Raw genomic sequence first — 15,418 nt, 5'->3', positions numbered from 1 at the left:
TAAACGGCAGATAAAAATCTCAATGAGGGTCGCGATAGCGGCCCTTTTTTATGGTCGCTCATCGCTGATGAAATGTGATTTTTGCAATGAGTTAACGTGAGGTGACGCGTCTTTCTCCCTTCCTACACTGGCTTGTGAACCACAACCACAAGGGGACACCGGAATGGAAATAGCAAAAATCGCGGCGATTGGTGCCGCAGGGGTTCTTGCAGGCGCTCAGGCGCTGGCCGCGCCGCTACTCAGCAGCAGCACGCCTTACACCCTTAACGCCAGCGACCTCACTAAAAAAGAGCAGGAGCTGACCAATTTTCCACTGATGCAGTCGGTAAAAAGCGCTATCCGCACGCTGGATAACGCGCAGGTCGAGCAGATAGCGCCGGGGCGCGCCGCGAACCCGGATAACGTTAAGCGGGTCGAGAAAATCCTGAGCGCGCAGGACTGGGAATATCTCTTTCCGCTGCGTGCGCCGGAATATACCTACATCAACTTTCTGAAAGCCGTCGGCAAATTCCCGGCGGTGTGCGGTAGCTACAGCGACGGACGCGACGCCGACGCCATCTGCCGCAAATCGCTCGCCACCATGTTTGCGCACTTCGCGCAGGAGACCGGCGGTCATGAGAGCTGGCGCGAGCAGCCGGAGTGGCGGCAGGCGCTGGTTTATCTGCGCGAAATGGGCTGGACCGAAGGACAAAAGGGGGGCTATAACGGCGAATGTAACCCGGACACCTGGCAGGGGCAGACCTGGCCCTGCGGTAAAGATAAAGACGGCGATTACATGAGTTATTTCGGGCGCGGCGCCAAGCAGCTCTCCTATAACTACAACTACGGGCCGTTCTCTGACGCCATGTATGGCGATGTCCGTCCGCTGCTTGATAAACCAGAAATGGTCGCCGATACCTGGCTGAATCTCGCCAGCGCGATCTTTTTCTTTGTTTATCCGCAACCGCCTAAGCCTGGCATGCTGCATGTGATTGATGGCACCTGGGTGCCGAACGAACACGATAAAGAGAACGGGCTGGTGCCCGGCTTTGGCGTGACCATCCAGATAATCAACGGTGGTGTCGAGTGTGGCGGCGACGCGGAAAACGCCCAGTCGCTGAACCGTATCGCGTATTACAAAGAGTTTGCCAAATACCTGAAAGTGCCGGTGCCGGCAGATGAAGTCCTCGGCTGTAAGAAAATGAAGCAGTTTGACGCGGGTGGCGCAGGTGCGCTGCCAATTTACTGGGAAATGGACTGGAGCTGGAGCACCACAACGCCGGATGGTCAGGCTTATGCCTGTCAGCTGGTGGGCTACCAGACGCCGTTCAGCGCGTTCAAAGAGGGGGATTATGCCAAATGTGTGCAGAATCACTTTAACGTGAATATCGTTAACGACGCCTCCGGCGGCACTACGCCCGCGCCGCAGCCTGAGCCGCAACCACAACCGTCTCCGACGCCTTCAGGCAATGTCGCGCCGGTTGCGCGTATCAGCGGTCCGGTGGGCGCGGTTGAGTCGGGCAGCAAAGTCTCGCTGAGCGCGACGGGCTCCAGCGATGCGAACGGCGACGCGTTGACCTACACCTGGATGGCGCAAAACGGGCAGACGTTGAGCGGTAAAGACAAGAGCGTAGTGACCTTTAACGCGCCAGAAAGCACCAGCGACGCGCAGTACACCATCAGCCTGAAAGTGGACGACGGTAAACTGAGCGACACCACCAGCTATATCCTCAACGTGAAAGCGAAAACGCCGGATGCTGGCCCCGTGAGCTACCCGTCATGGACCGCGAGCCATAGCTGGAAGCCGGGCGACATCGTCCTCAACCAGGGCGCGCTTTATCAGTGCAAGCCGTTCCCGGCTGGCGGCTGGTGCAGTGTGGCGCCTGCTTACTATGAGCCAGGCGCGGGCCTTAACTGGCAGGATGCCTGGAACGCGCTGTAAGCGTAAAAAGCCAGTCTGCGGGCTGGCTTTTTGGATTATTACCGCGAGAAGGCAAACGGCGGATTGCAGGTTTTTTGCCTTCTCGCCCGTCGTTCCGCTTCGCTCAACTATGCTTACCAGACGGTTTTTTTGCCAGGGGGTAAGCAGTGAATATCATCGCCATCATGGGGCCGCACGGCGTTTTTTATAAAGACGAGCCGATGAAAGAGTTGCAGGCGGCGCTCCAGCAGCAGGGCTTTCAGCTAATCTGGCCGAAAAACAGCAACGATCTGCTGAAGTTTATCGAGCACAACCCACGCATCTGTGGCGTCATTTTCGACTGGGATGAGTACAGTCTCGATTTATGCTGTGAAATCAATCAGCTCAACGAATATTTGCCGCTGTACGCGTTTATCAATACGCACTCGACGCTGGATGTCAGCGCCAACGAGATGCGCATGGCGCTCTGGTTTTTCGAGTATTCGCTGGGCATTGCTGATGACATCGCGACGCGCATTCGCCAGTACACCCAGGAATATCTCGACAACATCACGCCGCCGTTTACCAAAGCGCTGTTTACCTATGTGAAAGAGGGCAAATATACGTTCTGCACGCCAGGGCATATGGGCGGCACGGCGTATCAGAAAAGCCCGGTCGGCTGCCTGTTTTACGATTTTTTTGGCGGCAACACGCTGAAGGCGGATGTTTCGATCTCCGTCACCGAGCTTGGATCGCTGCTCGATCACACCGGGCCGCATCTGGAGGCGGAAGAGTATATCGCCCGCACTTTCGGGGCCGAGCAGAGCTATATGGTGACCAACGGCACATCCACGTCGAATAAAATCATCGGGATGTACGCCGCGCACGCTGGCAGCACGGTGCTTATCGATCGCAACTGCCATAAATCGCTGACGCATCTGCTGATGATGAGCGATATTGTGCCGCTGTGGCTCAAGCCCACGCGTAATGCGCTCGGTATTCTCGGCGGCATTCCGAAGCGGGAATTTACCCGCGAGTCGATCGCCCAAAAAGTGGCGCAGACGCCGGACGCGAGTTGGCCGGTCCATGCGGTCATCACCAACTCCACCTACGACGGGCTGCTGTATAACACCAACTGGATCAAGCAGACGCTGGACGTTCCCTCGATCCATTTCGACTCCGCCTGGGTGCCTTACACCCATTTTCACCCGATCTACAAGGGCAAGAGCGGCATGAGCGGCGAGCGTGTGCCGGGGAAAGTGTTCTTTGAAACTCAGTCGACCCACAAAATGCTGGCGGCGCTGTCGCAGGCGTCGCTTATCCATATTAAGGGCGACTATGACGAAGAGACGTTTAACGAAGCGTACATGATGCACACCACCACCTCGCCGAGTTATCCGCTGGTGGCGTCGATTGAAACTGCCGCGGCGATGCTGCGCGGTAATCCGGGCCGCCGCTTGATTAACCGCTCGGTGGAGCGCGCGCTGCATTTTCGCAAAGAGGTGCAGCGTCTTCGCGAGGAGAGTGACAGCTGGTTCTTTGATATCTGGCAGCCAGAGGAGATTGACGAAGCGGACTGCTGGCCGATTACGCCCGGCGACGACTGGCACGGTTTTACCCATGCCGACCGCGATCATATGTATCTCGATCCGGTGAAGGTGACGATCCTGACGCCGGGCATGGACGCGCAGGGCAATATGGAGAAAGAGGGGATCCCCGCGGCGCTGGTGGCGAAGTTTCTTGACGAGCGCGGCGTGGTGGTCGAGAAAACCGGCCCGTACAATCTGCTGTTCCTGTTTAGTATCGGCATCGATAAAACCCGCGCGATGGGCCTGCTGCGCGGCCTGACGGAGTTTAAGCGCGCCTACGATCTCAACCTGCGGGTGAAAAACATGCTGCCCGATCTCTGGGCGGAAGATCCCGATTTCTACCGCAACATGCGCGTGCAGGAGCTGGCGCAGGGGATCCACAAACTTATTCAGCAGCACGATCTGCCGGATCTGATGCTGCGGGCGTTTGATGTGCTGCCGGAGATGAAAATGACGCCGCATGAAATGTATCAGCAGCAGGTGAAGGGCAATGTCGAAACGGTGGAGATCGAAAAACTGATCGGGCGAGTGTCTGCCAATATGATCCTGCCATATCCGCCCGGCGTGCCGCTGGTGATGCCTGGCGAGATGATCACCGAAGATTCGCGCGCGGTGCTCGATTTCCTGCTTATGCTCTGCTCCATCGGCAGGCACTATCCCGGTTTTGAAACGGATATCCACGGCGCGAAGTGCGGCGAAGACGGCGTCTATAGGGTACGTGTCCTAAAAAGCGAGTAACCCCTTGTTTTGCCGCATGAGGCTCAGTAACGTGCCAGACAATCATAAGGAGGGATTATGCTGGGTTTAAAACAGATTCACCATATCGCCATTATCGCGACGGATTACCACCGCAGCAAAGCGTTCTACTGCGATACGCTGGGCTTTACCCTGCAGTCAGAGGTTTATCGTGAGGCGCGCGATTCCTGGAAGGGCGATCTGGCGCTGAACGGACAGTACGTGATCGAGCTCTTTTCGTTTCCGTTTCCGCCCGCGCGACCGAGCCGCCCGGAAGCCTGCGGTTTGCGCCATCTCGCATTCAGCGTGGACGACGTCGAGAGGGCGGTGGCGTTTCTGGAAAGCCGTGGCGTGACGTGCGAGGCGGTACGCGTGGATCCGCTCACCGGCAAGCGCTTTACGTTCTTCAACGATCCGGATGGCCTGCCGCTGGAACTCTACCAGCAGTAACGCTTGCTCCCGACGCCATTGCCCGGTAAGTTGCCCGGCAATGGCTCTTCTTTCTTGCGATGCAATGGACACTTCTCTGCTCTCAGCCCTGCGGGGCCGACGCCAGCTGCTGGTGGCTTACAGCGGCGGGCTCGATTCGACGGTGTTACTCCATCAACTGGTGCGGCTGCGCGAGACGCATCCTGAACTGCGCCTGCGCGCCATTCACGTTCATCACGGTATCAGCCCGAACGCTGACCGCTGGGCGGCGCATTGTCAGGCGCATTGTCACCGCTGGCAGGTGCCGTTTGAGCTGGCGTATGTGGAGCTGGCGCAGGACGGTCTCGGTCTTGAGGCGCAGGCCCGCAAGGCGCGCTACCAGGCGTTTGAAGCCGCACTTCTGCCGGGCGAAGCGCTGGTGACGGCGCAGCATCTCAATGACCAGTGCGAAACCCTGCTGCTGGCGCTAAAGCGCGGCAGCGGCCCGGCGGGGCTGGCGGCGATGCCTGCCGAACTGCCGTTTGCGGATAGCGTTCTCCTGCGCCCGCTGCTGAACACGCCGCGTGCGCAGCTGGAGGCGTGGGCCTCTCGCCACCAGCTTGTGTGGATCGACGATGAAAGCAACGAGGACGATCGCTTCGATCGCAACTTTTTACGCCTGCACATTCTGCCTGCGCTGGAAGCGCGCTGGCCGCACTTCACCCAGGCGGCGGCGCGCAGCGCACAACTCTGTGGCGAGCAGGAGCAACTGCTGGATGAGCTGCTGACGCCGGAGCTTGCCGCGCTGATGGATGGCAAAACGCTCGCGATTGCGCCGCTTGAAACCATGAGCGCGCTGAAACGCGCCGCGCTGCTGCGCCGCTGGCTGGCCGCGCTGAACGCGGCGATGCCTTCGCGCGCCACGCTGCAACGGCTCTGGGATGAAGTGGCCCAAAGCCGTGAGGATGCCGCGCCGCGCCTGAAATGCGGCGATTATGAAGCGCGGCGCTATCAGGGGCGGCTGTGGTGGGTGAGAGCGCGGCAGGGGCAGCGCCAGACGGTGCTTGCCTGGCCCGATCCGCATAAGGCATTGCTCCTGCCGGAATCGCTGGGCTGCCTGCGTTTCGGTGAGGCAGGCGACGCCGTGCGTCCACCGCGCCCCGGCGAAACGGTCTCGGTGCGCTTCAGCGCACCAGGGATGTTGTATATCGTCGGGCGCGATCGCGGACGCACGCTTAAAAAACTCTGGCAGGAACTGCAGGTGCCGCCCTGGCAGCGCGAGATAACGCCAATTCTGTTTTATGATGAGCAACCCATTTGCGCCCCCGGCCTGTTCATTACCCGTGAAGGCCAGGCGCAGAACGAACCGGGCTGGAGTCTGGCCTGGCACAAGGAGCACAACGATGATTAAACATGGCGTATGGCTGGCGAGCCTGATGGCGTTAAGCGTGACGGCGCAGGCCAAAGGCGACGCGGCGGCAGGCGAAGAGAAAGCAGTCATGTGCCTCGCCTGCCACGGCGCGTCCGGCAAAGCCAGCGCGCCCATTTACCCGAATCTCGCCGGGCAAAATGAGGCGTATCTTGAACATGCGCTTCAGGCGTACAAAAAAGGCGAGCGCAGCGGCGGGCAGGCGGAAATCATGAAGGCGTACGTGAGTGGGTTGTCGGATGAAGATATCGCAAATCTGGCGGCTTACTACGCCGGGCAGAAGCCCTGAAAAAAAACGGGCAGCCGCCAGGGCTGCCCGTCAGGGTGGCGTGCGTGTCAGGATTCGCTGACAACCACCGTACCGATTTGTGGATGGCTGAAGCTCGCAATTTTGTCGAGACGTACTTCGCGTACGGCACCGGCTTCATCGGCAATCAAATATTCGACGTTTTTGCGCGTAACCAGATCCTGCGCTTTGGCCTTCATGACCTCGCCGCTTTTGAGTTCCAGCGTCAGTAATAAGTGATGCTGGCAGGCGAGCTCGAGGTTGTCATAGTCATCGCAGTTGATGGGTTGATAGGCATCATTCATTGACATAATCGCTCACCAGTAAGTTCGCGGCAGCATACGCCGCCTGTTCCCTGACCGACTCCGAGAGGGCTTCGTCAGAGGCCACCTCATTCAGAGCCCTTAATACGCAGCCCAGCGCGTCGGGAATGTACCCCAGTTCGCCGCTGGCTATCTGCGAATAGCGCTGTCGTATTAATTCACAATATTTATCCACATGCCCTCCTGTCAGAGCCTGACGACAGACTTCACCGCGGGATGCAAGTCTAAGCCTACGTAGTTAAACTCTGTTTAGCAAGGTGACTATACCATAGTCATCAGAGCCATAGCGCAGGCTCTCGCAGCGTTACCGCGCTGCGCTTGAAGCGGCAGCCAGCCGACACGTATTACGCTACAATACCCCCCAACTTTTCAGGGGGCCCTATGGCGTTAAAAGCAACCATTTATAAAGCGGCGGTCAATGTGGCCGACCTCGACCGGCAGCAGTTTCTCGACATCAACCTGACGCTGGCGCGCCATCCTTCGGAAACGCAGGAGCGGATGATGCTGCGCCTGCTGGCCTGGATGATGTACGCCGACGAGCGGTTGCAGTTTACCCGCGGCCTGTGCGCCGATGACGAGCCGGAGATCTGGCTGCGCAACGATCATCTCGGCATCGATCTCTGGATTGAGCTCGGGCTGCCGGAAGAGCGACGCCTTAAGAAGGCGGTGAGCCAGTCGCAGCAGGTGGCGCTGTTTACCTATAATGATCGCGCCGCGCAGATCTGGTGGCAGCAGAATCAGGACAAACTGCGGCAGTATAAGAACCTGACTATCTGGTATATCAATGATGAACAGCTCGCGCAGCTGAGCGCGCTGGCACAGAGAACCATGACGTTACAGGTCACGTTGCAGGAAGGCGTTATCTGGCTTTCCGGCGGCGAGGAAAACCTGGAGCTTCATCCGACCGTCTGGCAAGCTCAGGCATGATTACGTTTTCACGAAGCGTGGCGGTGCCCGATGACGAGGTGACGTTCAGCGCCATCCGGGCGCAGGGCGCGGGCGGGCAGCATGTGAATAAAAGCTCGACGGTCATTCACCTGCGGTTTGATATCAACGCCTCCAGCCTGCCGGATGAGTGGAAAGCACGCCTGCTGGCGGCGAGTCACCACTTGATTACCGCCGAGGGTGTGGTGGTTATCAAGGCGCAGGAGTATCGCAGCCAGGAGATGAACCGCGAGGCGGCGCTGGCGCGTCTTGTGATGCTGGTGCGGGAACTTACCGCCACCCAAAAGCGTCGAAAGGAGACTCGCCCGACGCGCGCTTCGAAAGTGCGCCGCCTGGAGGCGAAAACCCATAAATCCGCCACCAAAGCCCTGCGGGGAAAAGTGCGCGGTATGCCGGATTAAAAGCACCACGAACAATAAGGAAATACGGTGAAAAAAATCATATTTTGCGCAGCGGCGGCGTTAAGCCTGTTTACGCTGTTTGGCTGTAACAACCGGGCAGAAATGCAGACCTTAGCGCCGACCAGCGCCGCGGAGCTGAAGCCGATGCAGCAGAGCTGGAAAGGCGTGCTGCCCTGCGCCGATTGCGAAGGCATCGAGACCGCGCTGTTTTTAGAAAAAGACGGCACCTGGGTGATGAATCAACGTTATCTGGGGGCGAAGGGGCAGGCGGTGTTCGCCGCTTACGGCACCTGGGCGCGTACCGCCGATAAGCTGGTGCTCACTGACAGCGCGGGCGAGAAAACCTATTTCCGCGCGCGCGGTGAGGCGCTGGAAATGCTTGACCGGGAAGGCCACCCGATTGAGTCGTCGCTGAATTACCGGCTGGATCCGGTGAGCGATCCGCTGCCGAAAACGTCAATGACCATGACGGGGATGTACCAGCACAATGCAAGCGCCGCCACCTTTACCGACTGCGCCACCGGGCGCGAGACGAACGTAGAAAATCATGCCGCGCTGGCGCATGACTATCAAAGCGCGGGTGGCGTGAGCCAGAAACCGGTGCTGCTGGTGGTGGAAGCGCACTTTACCATGACGGTCGATCCGGCGAGCGGCGCGGTGCAAAAGCGTCTGGTCGCCGATCGCAAAGTGGCGTTCAGGCCCGGTAAAGATTGCGATCATCCGTAACGGAGACAGGTAAGCCAATAAGAAAAAGGCCCTCTACTGAGGGCCTTTTTAATGCAATGTGGAGAGCGCTTAGCGCTTCACATTCGCGACCAGGTAATCGAGGATGTCACCGGTTTTGATCATCTTTTTCTCGCCGTCGCGACGGTATTTGTATTCAATCTCGTCGTTGTCGAGGTTGCGATCGCCAATCACCACGGTGTGCGGAATGCCGATAAGCTCCATATCCGCAAACATCACGCCCGGACGCTCTTTACGGTCATCCATCAGCACGTCGATGCCTTTGGCGCGCAGCTCAGCGTAGAGTTTCTCCGCCAGCTCCTGCACGCGGAAGGATTTGTGCATGTTCATCGGCAGAATCGCGACCTGGAACGGCGCAATGGCGTCCGGCCAGACAATACCGCGTTCATCATGGTTCTGCTCAATCGCCGCCGCCACCACGCGCGTAACGCCGATGCCGTAGCAGCCCATCGTCAGCACCTGGTTACGGCCATCTTCGCCTTGTACGGAGGCTTTCAGCGCGTCGGAGTATTTAGTGCCAAGCTGGAAAATGTGACCCACTTCGATACCGCGTTTGATAAGCAGCGTGCCCTGACCATCCGGGCTTGGATCGCCGGCTACCACGTTGCGGATATCCGCAACCTGCGGAGTCGCCACGTCGCGATCCCAGTTGATGCCGAAGTAGTGTTTACCGTCGATGTTCGCACCTGCGGCGAAATCGCTCATCGCGGCCACGCTGCGGTCAATAACGACCGGAACCGGCATATTCACCGGGCCAAGCGAACCCGGACCGGCGTTAACTGCGGCGCGGATTTCGGCTTCTGTCGCGAACGTCAGCGGGCTGGCGACCTGCGCCAGTTTTTCGGCTTTTACTTCGTTCAGTTCGTGGTCGCCGCGCACCAGCAGCGCCACCAGCGGGAACTCGCTGCCTTCAGCCGCTTTCACCAGCAGGGTTTTCACGGTTTTTTCAATTGGCAGGTTGAACTGCTCAACCAGCTCGGCGATGGTTTTCGCGTTCGGCGTATCGACCAGCGTCATCTCCTGGGTTGCCGCCGCGCGTGGGGTCAGCGGGGCGACCGCTTCGGCAAGCTCAATGTTAGCCGCGAAGTCAGAGGTGTCAGAGAAGACGATATCGTCTTCGCCGCTCTGTGCCAGCACCTGGAATTCGTGCGACGCGCTGCCGCCAATTGAGCCGGTATCTGCCTGCACCGGGCGGAAATCGAGCCCCATGCGGGTGAAGATTTTGCTGTAGGCCTCATACATCGCGTCGTAGGTCTGCTGCAGCGATTCCTGCGTGGTATGGAAAGAGTAGGCGTCTTTCATCAGGAACTCGCGCGAGCGCATCACGCCGAAACGCGGGCGCACTTCGTCACGGAATTTGGTCTGGATCTGATAGAAGTTGAGCGGCAGCTGTTTATAAGAGCTCAGCTCATTGCGGATCAGATCGGTGATGACTTCTTCGTGCGTCGGGCCGAGCACAAACGCGCGATCGCCGCGATCGACAAAACGCAGCAGTTCCGGACCGTACTGTTCCCAGCGGCCGCTCTCCTGCCACAGTTCAGCGGGCTGAACCACTGGCATCGACACCTCGATAGCACCGGCGTTGTTCATCTCTTCACGCACGATATTTTCGACTTTTTTCAGGACGCGCAGGCCGGTTGGCAGCCAGGTGTATAACCCAGAGGCCAGCTTGCGGATCATCCCGGCGCGCAGCATCAGCTGGTGGCTGATAACCTCCGCGTCGGCAGGTGTCTCCTTCAGAGTGGAGAGCAGATATTGGCTAGTACGCATGTTGTTACGGTTCCGTTTGAACGTGTGAATTCAGGCACGCTAAAGCCTGACACAAAAAAGTGGTTTAGTGTACCAGTGAGAATGGGCCGCCAAAAGAGAGGCTATGGAAATTAACGCGGCTCCAGGGCATAGACCTCAAAGCCCTGCGGCGTTACGCGCCAGCGGACGTTGAAATCAAGCAACCAGACGGCGTAGCTCTTGCCGGTTTCTTCCTCTTTACGATAAGCCGGACGCGGATCCTGGGCGAGCACTTCACAGATGAACTGGCCAAGCCGTGGGTAGCGTTTCTCAAGCGGCGGCAGGGCCTTCGCAATCTCATCGGTAAAAAAGACGGATATCGCCGCCTCCGGTGCTTCTCGTGCATAGCCCGCGCGCGCATCGGGCAGCGCTTCGGCGAAGGGCAAATACGGTTTGATATCGATGACTGGCGTGCCGTCCACCAGATCCAGCCCGCCGAGCGTCAGGATCACGCGGTCTTTTTCGCAGCGGATGCCCTGAAGTTCCACCAGCGACATGCCAACGGGGTTCGGGCGAAAGGTAGAGCGCGTGGCGAAAACGCCCATTCTGGCGTTGCCGCCAAGCCTTGGCGGACGCACGGTAGGCCGCCAGCCGCCTTCCATCGTCTGATGAAAAACAAACACGACCCAGATGTGGCTAAACGCGTCCAGCCCGCGCACGGCGTCAGGCTGGTTATAAGGCGCGATTAAATGCAGCTCGCCGCGCGCGCTGTTAACCAGTCCTGGCTGGCGCGGCACGGCGAATTTTTCTTTATAAGGCGAGCGGATGACGCCGATTTGCTCAAACGCAAAAGTCGTCATTTGGTCGGAACGCTAAGGGCTGACCCTAAGCAAACTGCCTGGCGGTAGCAGCCCGGCGTGCCGCTGGTCACTTCACAGCTGTGCAGCAGAACGGCGTTCGCTTTCATTTTAGAGGCGTTAATCTGCAGGCGCTTACGGGCCGTCGGGATATTCGGCGGAGAATCCTGGTTAGAAGCCTGGCAGGATTCGCCACTCACTTCGCCCAGATCGCGGAAGGGTTTACCAACCAGATCGGCTGCGTTGGTGTAGATTTTTACCGGAGCAGGGCGAACCGTCTTCTGGCGAACTGGCTCGGATTTTTGCGGCGACGCGGTGCTTTGAACAGGTTCTACGGGGGATCTGCTTAGCACGGAGCAGCCGCTCAGGATGAATGCTAAAAGACAGATCGGTAAAGCACGCATAATAATTCCTCGTCGGTGATAAAAACGTGGCTTATTGAATCAGGAGCTTGCAGAAATAACAAGACGGGCTTAAGCCCGTCCTGAAATTATAACCACTGGCAATCAAATCGGCTTACCAGCCTTTGACGGCACCGCCGTTGAAGACTTTGTTCGCGGCTTCATTCACTTCGTCAGACTGATAAGCCTTAACGAATTTCTTCACGTTTTCCGCGTCTTTGTTATCTTCGCGGGTCACAATCATGTTCACGTACGGGGAATCTTTGTCTTCCACAAAGATGCCGTCTTTCGCTGGCGTCAGGTTGATCTGGCTGGCGTAAGTGGTATTGATCACCGCAAGGGCAATCTGGTCGTCATCCAGCGAGCGCGGCAGCTGCGGCGCTTCCAGTTCGACAATCTTCAGGTTTTTCGGGTTTTCGGTGATATCCAGCACGGTCGGCAGCAGGCCGATATCGTCTTTCAGCTTGATAAGACCGACTTTCTGCAGCAGCAGCAGGGAACGGCCAAGGTTGGTCGGATCGTTCGGCACGGCAACCTGCGCGCCCGGTTGCAGCTCATCCAGTGATTTGATTTTGCGGGAGTAACCAGCGATCGGGTACACGAAGGTGTTGCCGACGGAAACCAGCTTGTAGCCACGGTCTTTGATCTGCTGATCCAGATACGGTTTGTGCTGGAACGCGTTCGCGTCGATATCGCCTTTGCTCAGCGCTTCGTTCGGCAGAACGTAGTCGTTAAAAGTCACCAGCTCGACATCGAGACCATATTTCTCTTTGGCGACTTTTTTGGCGACTTCAGCAACCTGCTGTTCCGCACCCACAATTACGCCCACTTTAATATGGTTCGGATCTTTTTCTTCCTGACCGCAACCTGCCAGAGCCAGTGTGCCGAGAAGGGCGCCTACTGCCGCAAAGGTTTTAAACTTGAAAGACATAATCATTCCTTAACTGAAAGTATATTGATGTTGTGTGTAACGTTACTTGTGAGTGACAGCCCGGACGATGCGATCGCCTGAGAACTGAATTAAATACACCAGTACGACCAGTAAGACTAATACGGTGTTCATCACGGTCGCGTTGTAGCCGATGTAGCCATACTGATAACCGATCTGGCCCAGACCGCCTGCGCCGACCGCGCCGCCCATAGCGGAATAGCCGACAAGCGTAATCAGCGTAATGGTCGCGGCGTTCACCAGGCCCGGCAGGGCTTCAGGCAGCAGCACCTTGCGAACAATCTGCATCGGCGTGGCACCCATCGCGCGTGAAGCTTCAATAAGACCTGACGGGATCTCCAGCAGGGCGTTTTCCACCATACGGGCGATAAACGGCGCGGCACCCACGGTCAGCGGGACGATAGCCGCCTGCAGACCAATGGAAGTACCAACGATGGCGCGGGTAAACGGGATCATCCATACCAGTAAGATAATAAAAGGAATGGAACGGAAGATATTCACCAGCGCAGAAAGAATGCGATAGAGCTTTGCGTTTTCGATAATCTGGCCCGGACGCGTTACGTACAGCAATACGCCAACCGGCAGGCCAATCACAAAACCAAAAAAGCCGGAAACAAAGGTCATCGCCAGCGTTTCCCAGATGCCGCGCACCAGTAACCACATCATTGCTTCAGACATAACCCAGAACCTCTACTTTTACATGATGTTGTTGCAGGTAAGCGATGGCCGCTTGCGTTTCTTCCTGTGTGCCGTGCATTTCTGTCAGCATAATGCCGAATTTCACGCCGCCGGCGTAATCCATCTGCGCGCTGATAATGTTGTTGTTCACGTTATAGCGACGCGCGGTTTCGGAGAGGAGCGGTGCGTCAACCGACTGGCCGGTGAATTCAAGGCGCAGCAGCGGTACGCGGTTATCACCGGATTGCGCCTTAAGACGCTCGGCGTAATCTTCCGGGATATCCAGATGCAGTGTGGACTGAATAAACTGCTGGGCCAGCGGGGTTTTCGGGTGCGAGAACACTTCGCTGACGCTGTCCTGTTCAATAAGCTCGCCGTTGCTGATCACTGCAACGCAGTCGCAGATACGCTTCACAACATCCATTTCATGCGTAATGAGCAGAATAGTCAGGCCCAGACGGCGGTTAATGTCTTTTAACAGTTCCAGAATCGAGCGGGTGGTGGCCGGGTCCAGCGCGCTGGTGGCTTCATCGCACAGCAGCACTTTCGGGTTGCTGGCAAGCGCTCGGGCAATCGCCACGCGCTGTTTCTGACCGCCAGAGAGGTTTGCCGGATAGGCGTCCTGCTTTTCACTCAGGCCAACCAGATCCAGCAGCTCGGTTACGCGGCGTTTGATTTCGTCACGCGGCGTGTTATCAAGCTCCAGCGGAAGTGCGATGTTGCCAAAAACAGTTCGTGATGCCAGCAGATTAAAATGCTGAAAAATCATGCCAATCTGGCGACGGGCTTTGGTCAGTTCTGATTCGGAAAGCGCGGTCAGCTCCTGGCCGCCGACCAGCACGCTGCCCTGAGTCGGACGTTCAAGTAGATTGACGCAGCGGATGAGCGTACTTTTACCGGCGCCTGAGGCACCAATCACGCCATAAATCTGTCCTGCCGGGACATGCAGGCTGACATTATTCAGTGCCTGAATGGTGCGGTTTCCCTGCTGGAACACTTTGGTGATATTCGACAGTTTGATCATCTGGTTATTTATTATCTTATAGGAGTTAGCCGTGGCATTTTGTTCTGCCTTATACGGGTGTTGGCCGTAAACAGAATGGATGTTAAGGCATCCAGACGTCTAAATCAATCTGGCTGTCTGCAATGAGCACTTTCTCCGTCCAGGAATCATGCGATACTAGGCGGCATTATTTAAGGCAGGAGTTTTTCAGGTGGCTAAATCTGTACCGGCAATTTTTCTCGACCGTGACGGCACTATTAATATCGATCACGGTTATGTCTCTGAGATTGACCGCTTCGAGTTTATCGATGGCGTTATCGATGCGATGCGCGAGCTTAAAGCCATGGGCTTTGCGCTGGTGCTGGTGACCAATCAGTCCGGCATCGCGCGGGGTAAGTTTACCGAAGCGCAGTTTGAGCAACTGACCGAATGGATGGACTGGTCGCTGGCGGACCGCGGCGTCGACCTCGACGGCATCTATTATTGCCCGCATCACCCGGAAGGGGCAGTGGAGGAGTTTCGCCAGAACTGTGACTGCCGCAAGCCGCAGCCGGGCATGTTAATCTCCGCGCGCGATTTTCTGCACATCGATATGGCGGCTTCTTATATGGTGGGCGATAAATTAGAAGATATGCAGGCGGGTGCCGCTGCGGGTGTAGGCACCAAAGTGCTGGTGCGAACCGGCAAACCTGTGACGCCAGAAGCCGAAGCGGCGGCCGATTGGGTGTTAAATAGCCTCGCTGCGCTGCCTGAAGCGATCAAAAAGCGCTAAAAATACGCGTTATGATGAAAAGGTGAGCGGTCGTGATTTTTTTTAAGTTTTCCGCTTGCCATTACTTCTGAGCTCCCTATAATGCGCCTCCATCGACACGGCGCTGATGAGAAACATCCCACAGCGACGGTGAGTCGGGAAGAGAAAAATCCTGAAATTAAGGGTTGACTCTGAAAGAGGAAAGCGTAATATACGCCACCTCGCGACAGCAGGCTGAATGCCGCGTCGCACCGCTCTTTAACAATTTATCAGACAATCTGTGTGGGCACTCGGGGCACTGATATCTTAACG

Annotated in this window: 17 protein-coding genes; 9 read left to right on the top strand and 8 right to left on the bottom strand. The window is 57.3% G+C overall.

Annotation, left to right across the window (positions count from 1 at the left end):
* Positions 1 to 163 precede the first annotated feature (163 nt).
* From G6041_RS14175 to G6041_RS14155, 5 genes are all read left to right on the top strand, one after another.
* On the top strand, positions 164 to 1,921 hold the full coding sequence (locus G6041_RS14175; protein WP_012125705.1) for a chitinase: 1,758 nt from the start codon (positions 164 to 166) through the stop codon (positions 1,919 to 1,921).
* Positions 1,922 to 2,067: 146 nt separating this feature from the next.
* Positions 2,068 to 4,206, top strand: coding sequence for a lysine decarboxylase LdcC (locus G6041_RS14170; protein WP_012125704.1), 2,139 nt, complete (start codon positions 2,068 to 2,070; stop codon positions 4,204 to 4,206).
* Positions 4,207 to 4,263: 57 nt separating this feature from the next.
* The gene (locus G6041_RS14165) at positions 4,264 to 4,653 is read left to right on the top strand and encodes a VOC family protein (protein ID WP_007759960.1); all 390 of its coding nucleotides are present in this window, start codon (positions 4,264 to 4,266) and stop codon (positions 4,651 to 4,653) included.
* 64 nt (positions 4,654 to 4,717) lie between these two features.
* Complete coding sequence (gene tilS, locus G6041_RS14160) at positions 4,718 to 6,022, top strand: tRNA lysidine(34) synthetase TilS (protein WP_012125703.1); 1,305 nt, start codon at positions 4,718 to 4,720, stop codon at positions 6,020 to 6,022.
* Complete coding sequence (locus G6041_RS14155) at positions 6,015 to 6,329, top strand: c-type cytochrome (protein WP_012125702.1); 315 nt, start codon at positions 6,015 to 6,017, stop codon at positions 6,327 to 6,329. Before tilS ends, G6041_RS14155 begins: the two co-directional genes overlap by 8 nt.
* Before the next feature lie 47 nt (positions 6,330 to 6,376).
* On the opposite strand, the gene rof is transcribed toward G6041_RS14155, so the two are convergent.
* Positions 6,377 to 6,637: a Rho-binding antiterminator gene (gene rof / locus G6041_RS14150; RefSeq protein WP_007776988.1), complete on the bottom strand. Its 261-nt coding sequence runs from the start codon at positions 6,635 to 6,637 to the stop codon at positions 6,377 to 6,379.
* Positions 6,624 to 6,824: a YaeP family protein gene (locus tag G6041_RS14145; protein WP_004385445.1), complete on the bottom strand. Its 201-nt coding sequence runs from the start codon at positions 6,822 to 6,824 to the stop codon at positions 6,624 to 6,626. Before G6041_RS14145 ends, rof begins: the two co-directional genes overlap by 14 nt.
* Before the next feature lie 206 nt (positions 6,825 to 7,030).
* Between G6041_RS14145 and G6041_RS14140 the strand changes: the two genes are divergently transcribed.
* The 3 genes from G6041_RS14140 to nlpE are packed head-to-tail and all read left to right on the top strand — an operon-like array spanning position 7,031 to position 8,721.
* Entirely contained in the window at positions 7,031 to 7,576 is a 546-nt protein-coding gene (locus G6041_RS14140) for a YaeQ family protein (RefSeq protein ID WP_012125701.1), read from the top strand.
* On the top strand, positions 7,573 to 7,995 hold the full coding sequence (gene arfB, locus G6041_RS14135) for an alternative ribosome rescue aminoacyl-tRNA hydrolase ArfB (protein WP_084999264.1): 423 nt from the start codon (positions 7,573 to 7,575) through the stop codon (positions 7,993 to 7,995). The genes G6041_RS14140 and arfB overlap by 4 nt, the downstream gene beginning before the upstream one ends.
* A 27-nt stretch (positions 7,996 to 8,022) precedes the next feature.
* Positions 8,023 to 8,721, top strand: a complete 699-nt coding sequence (gene nlpE / locus G6041_RS14130; RefSeq protein ID WP_012125700.1) for an envelope stress response activation lipoprotein NlpE — start codon at positions 8,023 to 8,025, stop codon at positions 8,719 to 8,721.
* Positions 8,722 to 8,790: 69 nt separating this feature from the next.
* Here the strand turns inward: nlpE and proS are convergent, their stop codons facing one another.
* From proS to metN, 6 genes are all read right to left on the bottom strand, one after another.
* A complete protein-coding gene (gene proS, locus G6041_RS14125) occupies positions 8,791 to 10,509 on the bottom strand; it encodes a proline--tRNA ligase (RefSeq protein WP_012125699.1) in 1,719 nt (572 codons plus the stop codon).
* Between the two features lie 110 nt (positions 10,510 to 10,619).
* A complete protein-coding gene (tsaA, locus tag G6041_RS14120) occupies positions 10,620 to 11,327 on the bottom strand; it encodes a tRNA (N6-threonylcarbamoyladenosine(37)-N6)-methyltransferase TrmO (RefSeq protein ID WP_012125698.1) in 708 nt (235 codons plus the stop codon).
* On the bottom strand, positions 11,324 to 11,728 hold the full coding sequence (rcsF, locus tag G6041_RS14115) for an Rcs stress response system protein RcsF (RefSeq protein ID WP_004385439.1): 405 nt from the start codon (positions 11,726 to 11,728) through the stop codon (positions 11,324 to 11,326). The genes tsaA and rcsF overlap by 4 nt, the downstream gene beginning before the upstream one ends.
* Positions 11,729 to 11,840: 112 nt before the next feature.
* On the bottom strand, positions 11,841 to 12,656 hold the full coding sequence (locus tag G6041_RS14110) for a MetQ/NlpA family lipoprotein (protein WP_004385438.1): 816 nt from the start codon (positions 12,654 to 12,656) through the stop codon (positions 11,841 to 11,843).
* 42 nt (positions 12,657 to 12,698) lie between these two features.
* Complete coding sequence (locus G6041_RS14105) at positions 12,699 to 13,352, bottom strand: methionine ABC transporter permease MetI (RefSeq protein WP_004385437.1); 654 nt, start codon at positions 13,350 to 13,352, stop codon at positions 12,699 to 12,701.
* Positions 13,345 to 14,376: a methionine ABC transporter ATP-binding protein MetN gene (gene metN / locus G6041_RS14100; protein WP_012125696.1), complete on the bottom strand. Its 1,032-nt coding sequence runs from the start codon at positions 14,374 to 14,376 to the stop codon at positions 13,345 to 13,347. Before metN ends, G6041_RS14105 begins: the two co-directional genes overlap by 8 nt.
* A gap of 190 nt (positions 14,377 to 14,566) precedes the next feature.
* On the opposite strand from metN, the gene gmhB reads away from it, so the two are divergent.
* Complete coding sequence (gene gmhB / locus G6041_RS14095; protein ID WP_004385435.1) at positions 14,567 to 15,127, top strand: D-glycero-beta-D-manno-heptose 1,7-bisphosphate 7-phosphatase; 561 nt, start codon at positions 14,567 to 14,569, stop codon at positions 15,125 to 15,127.
* Positions 15,128 to 15,418 lie beyond the last annotated feature (291 nt).

The organism is Cronobacter sp. HA18003, assembly GCF_011605905.1.
Lineage (GTDB): Bacteria > Pseudomonadota > Gammaproteobacteria > Enterobacterales > Enterobacteriaceae > Cronobacter > Cronobacter sakazakii.
The sequence above is the reverse complement of the archived record's forward strand: the minus strand, read 5'-3'. Positions and strand labels throughout refer to the sequence as shown.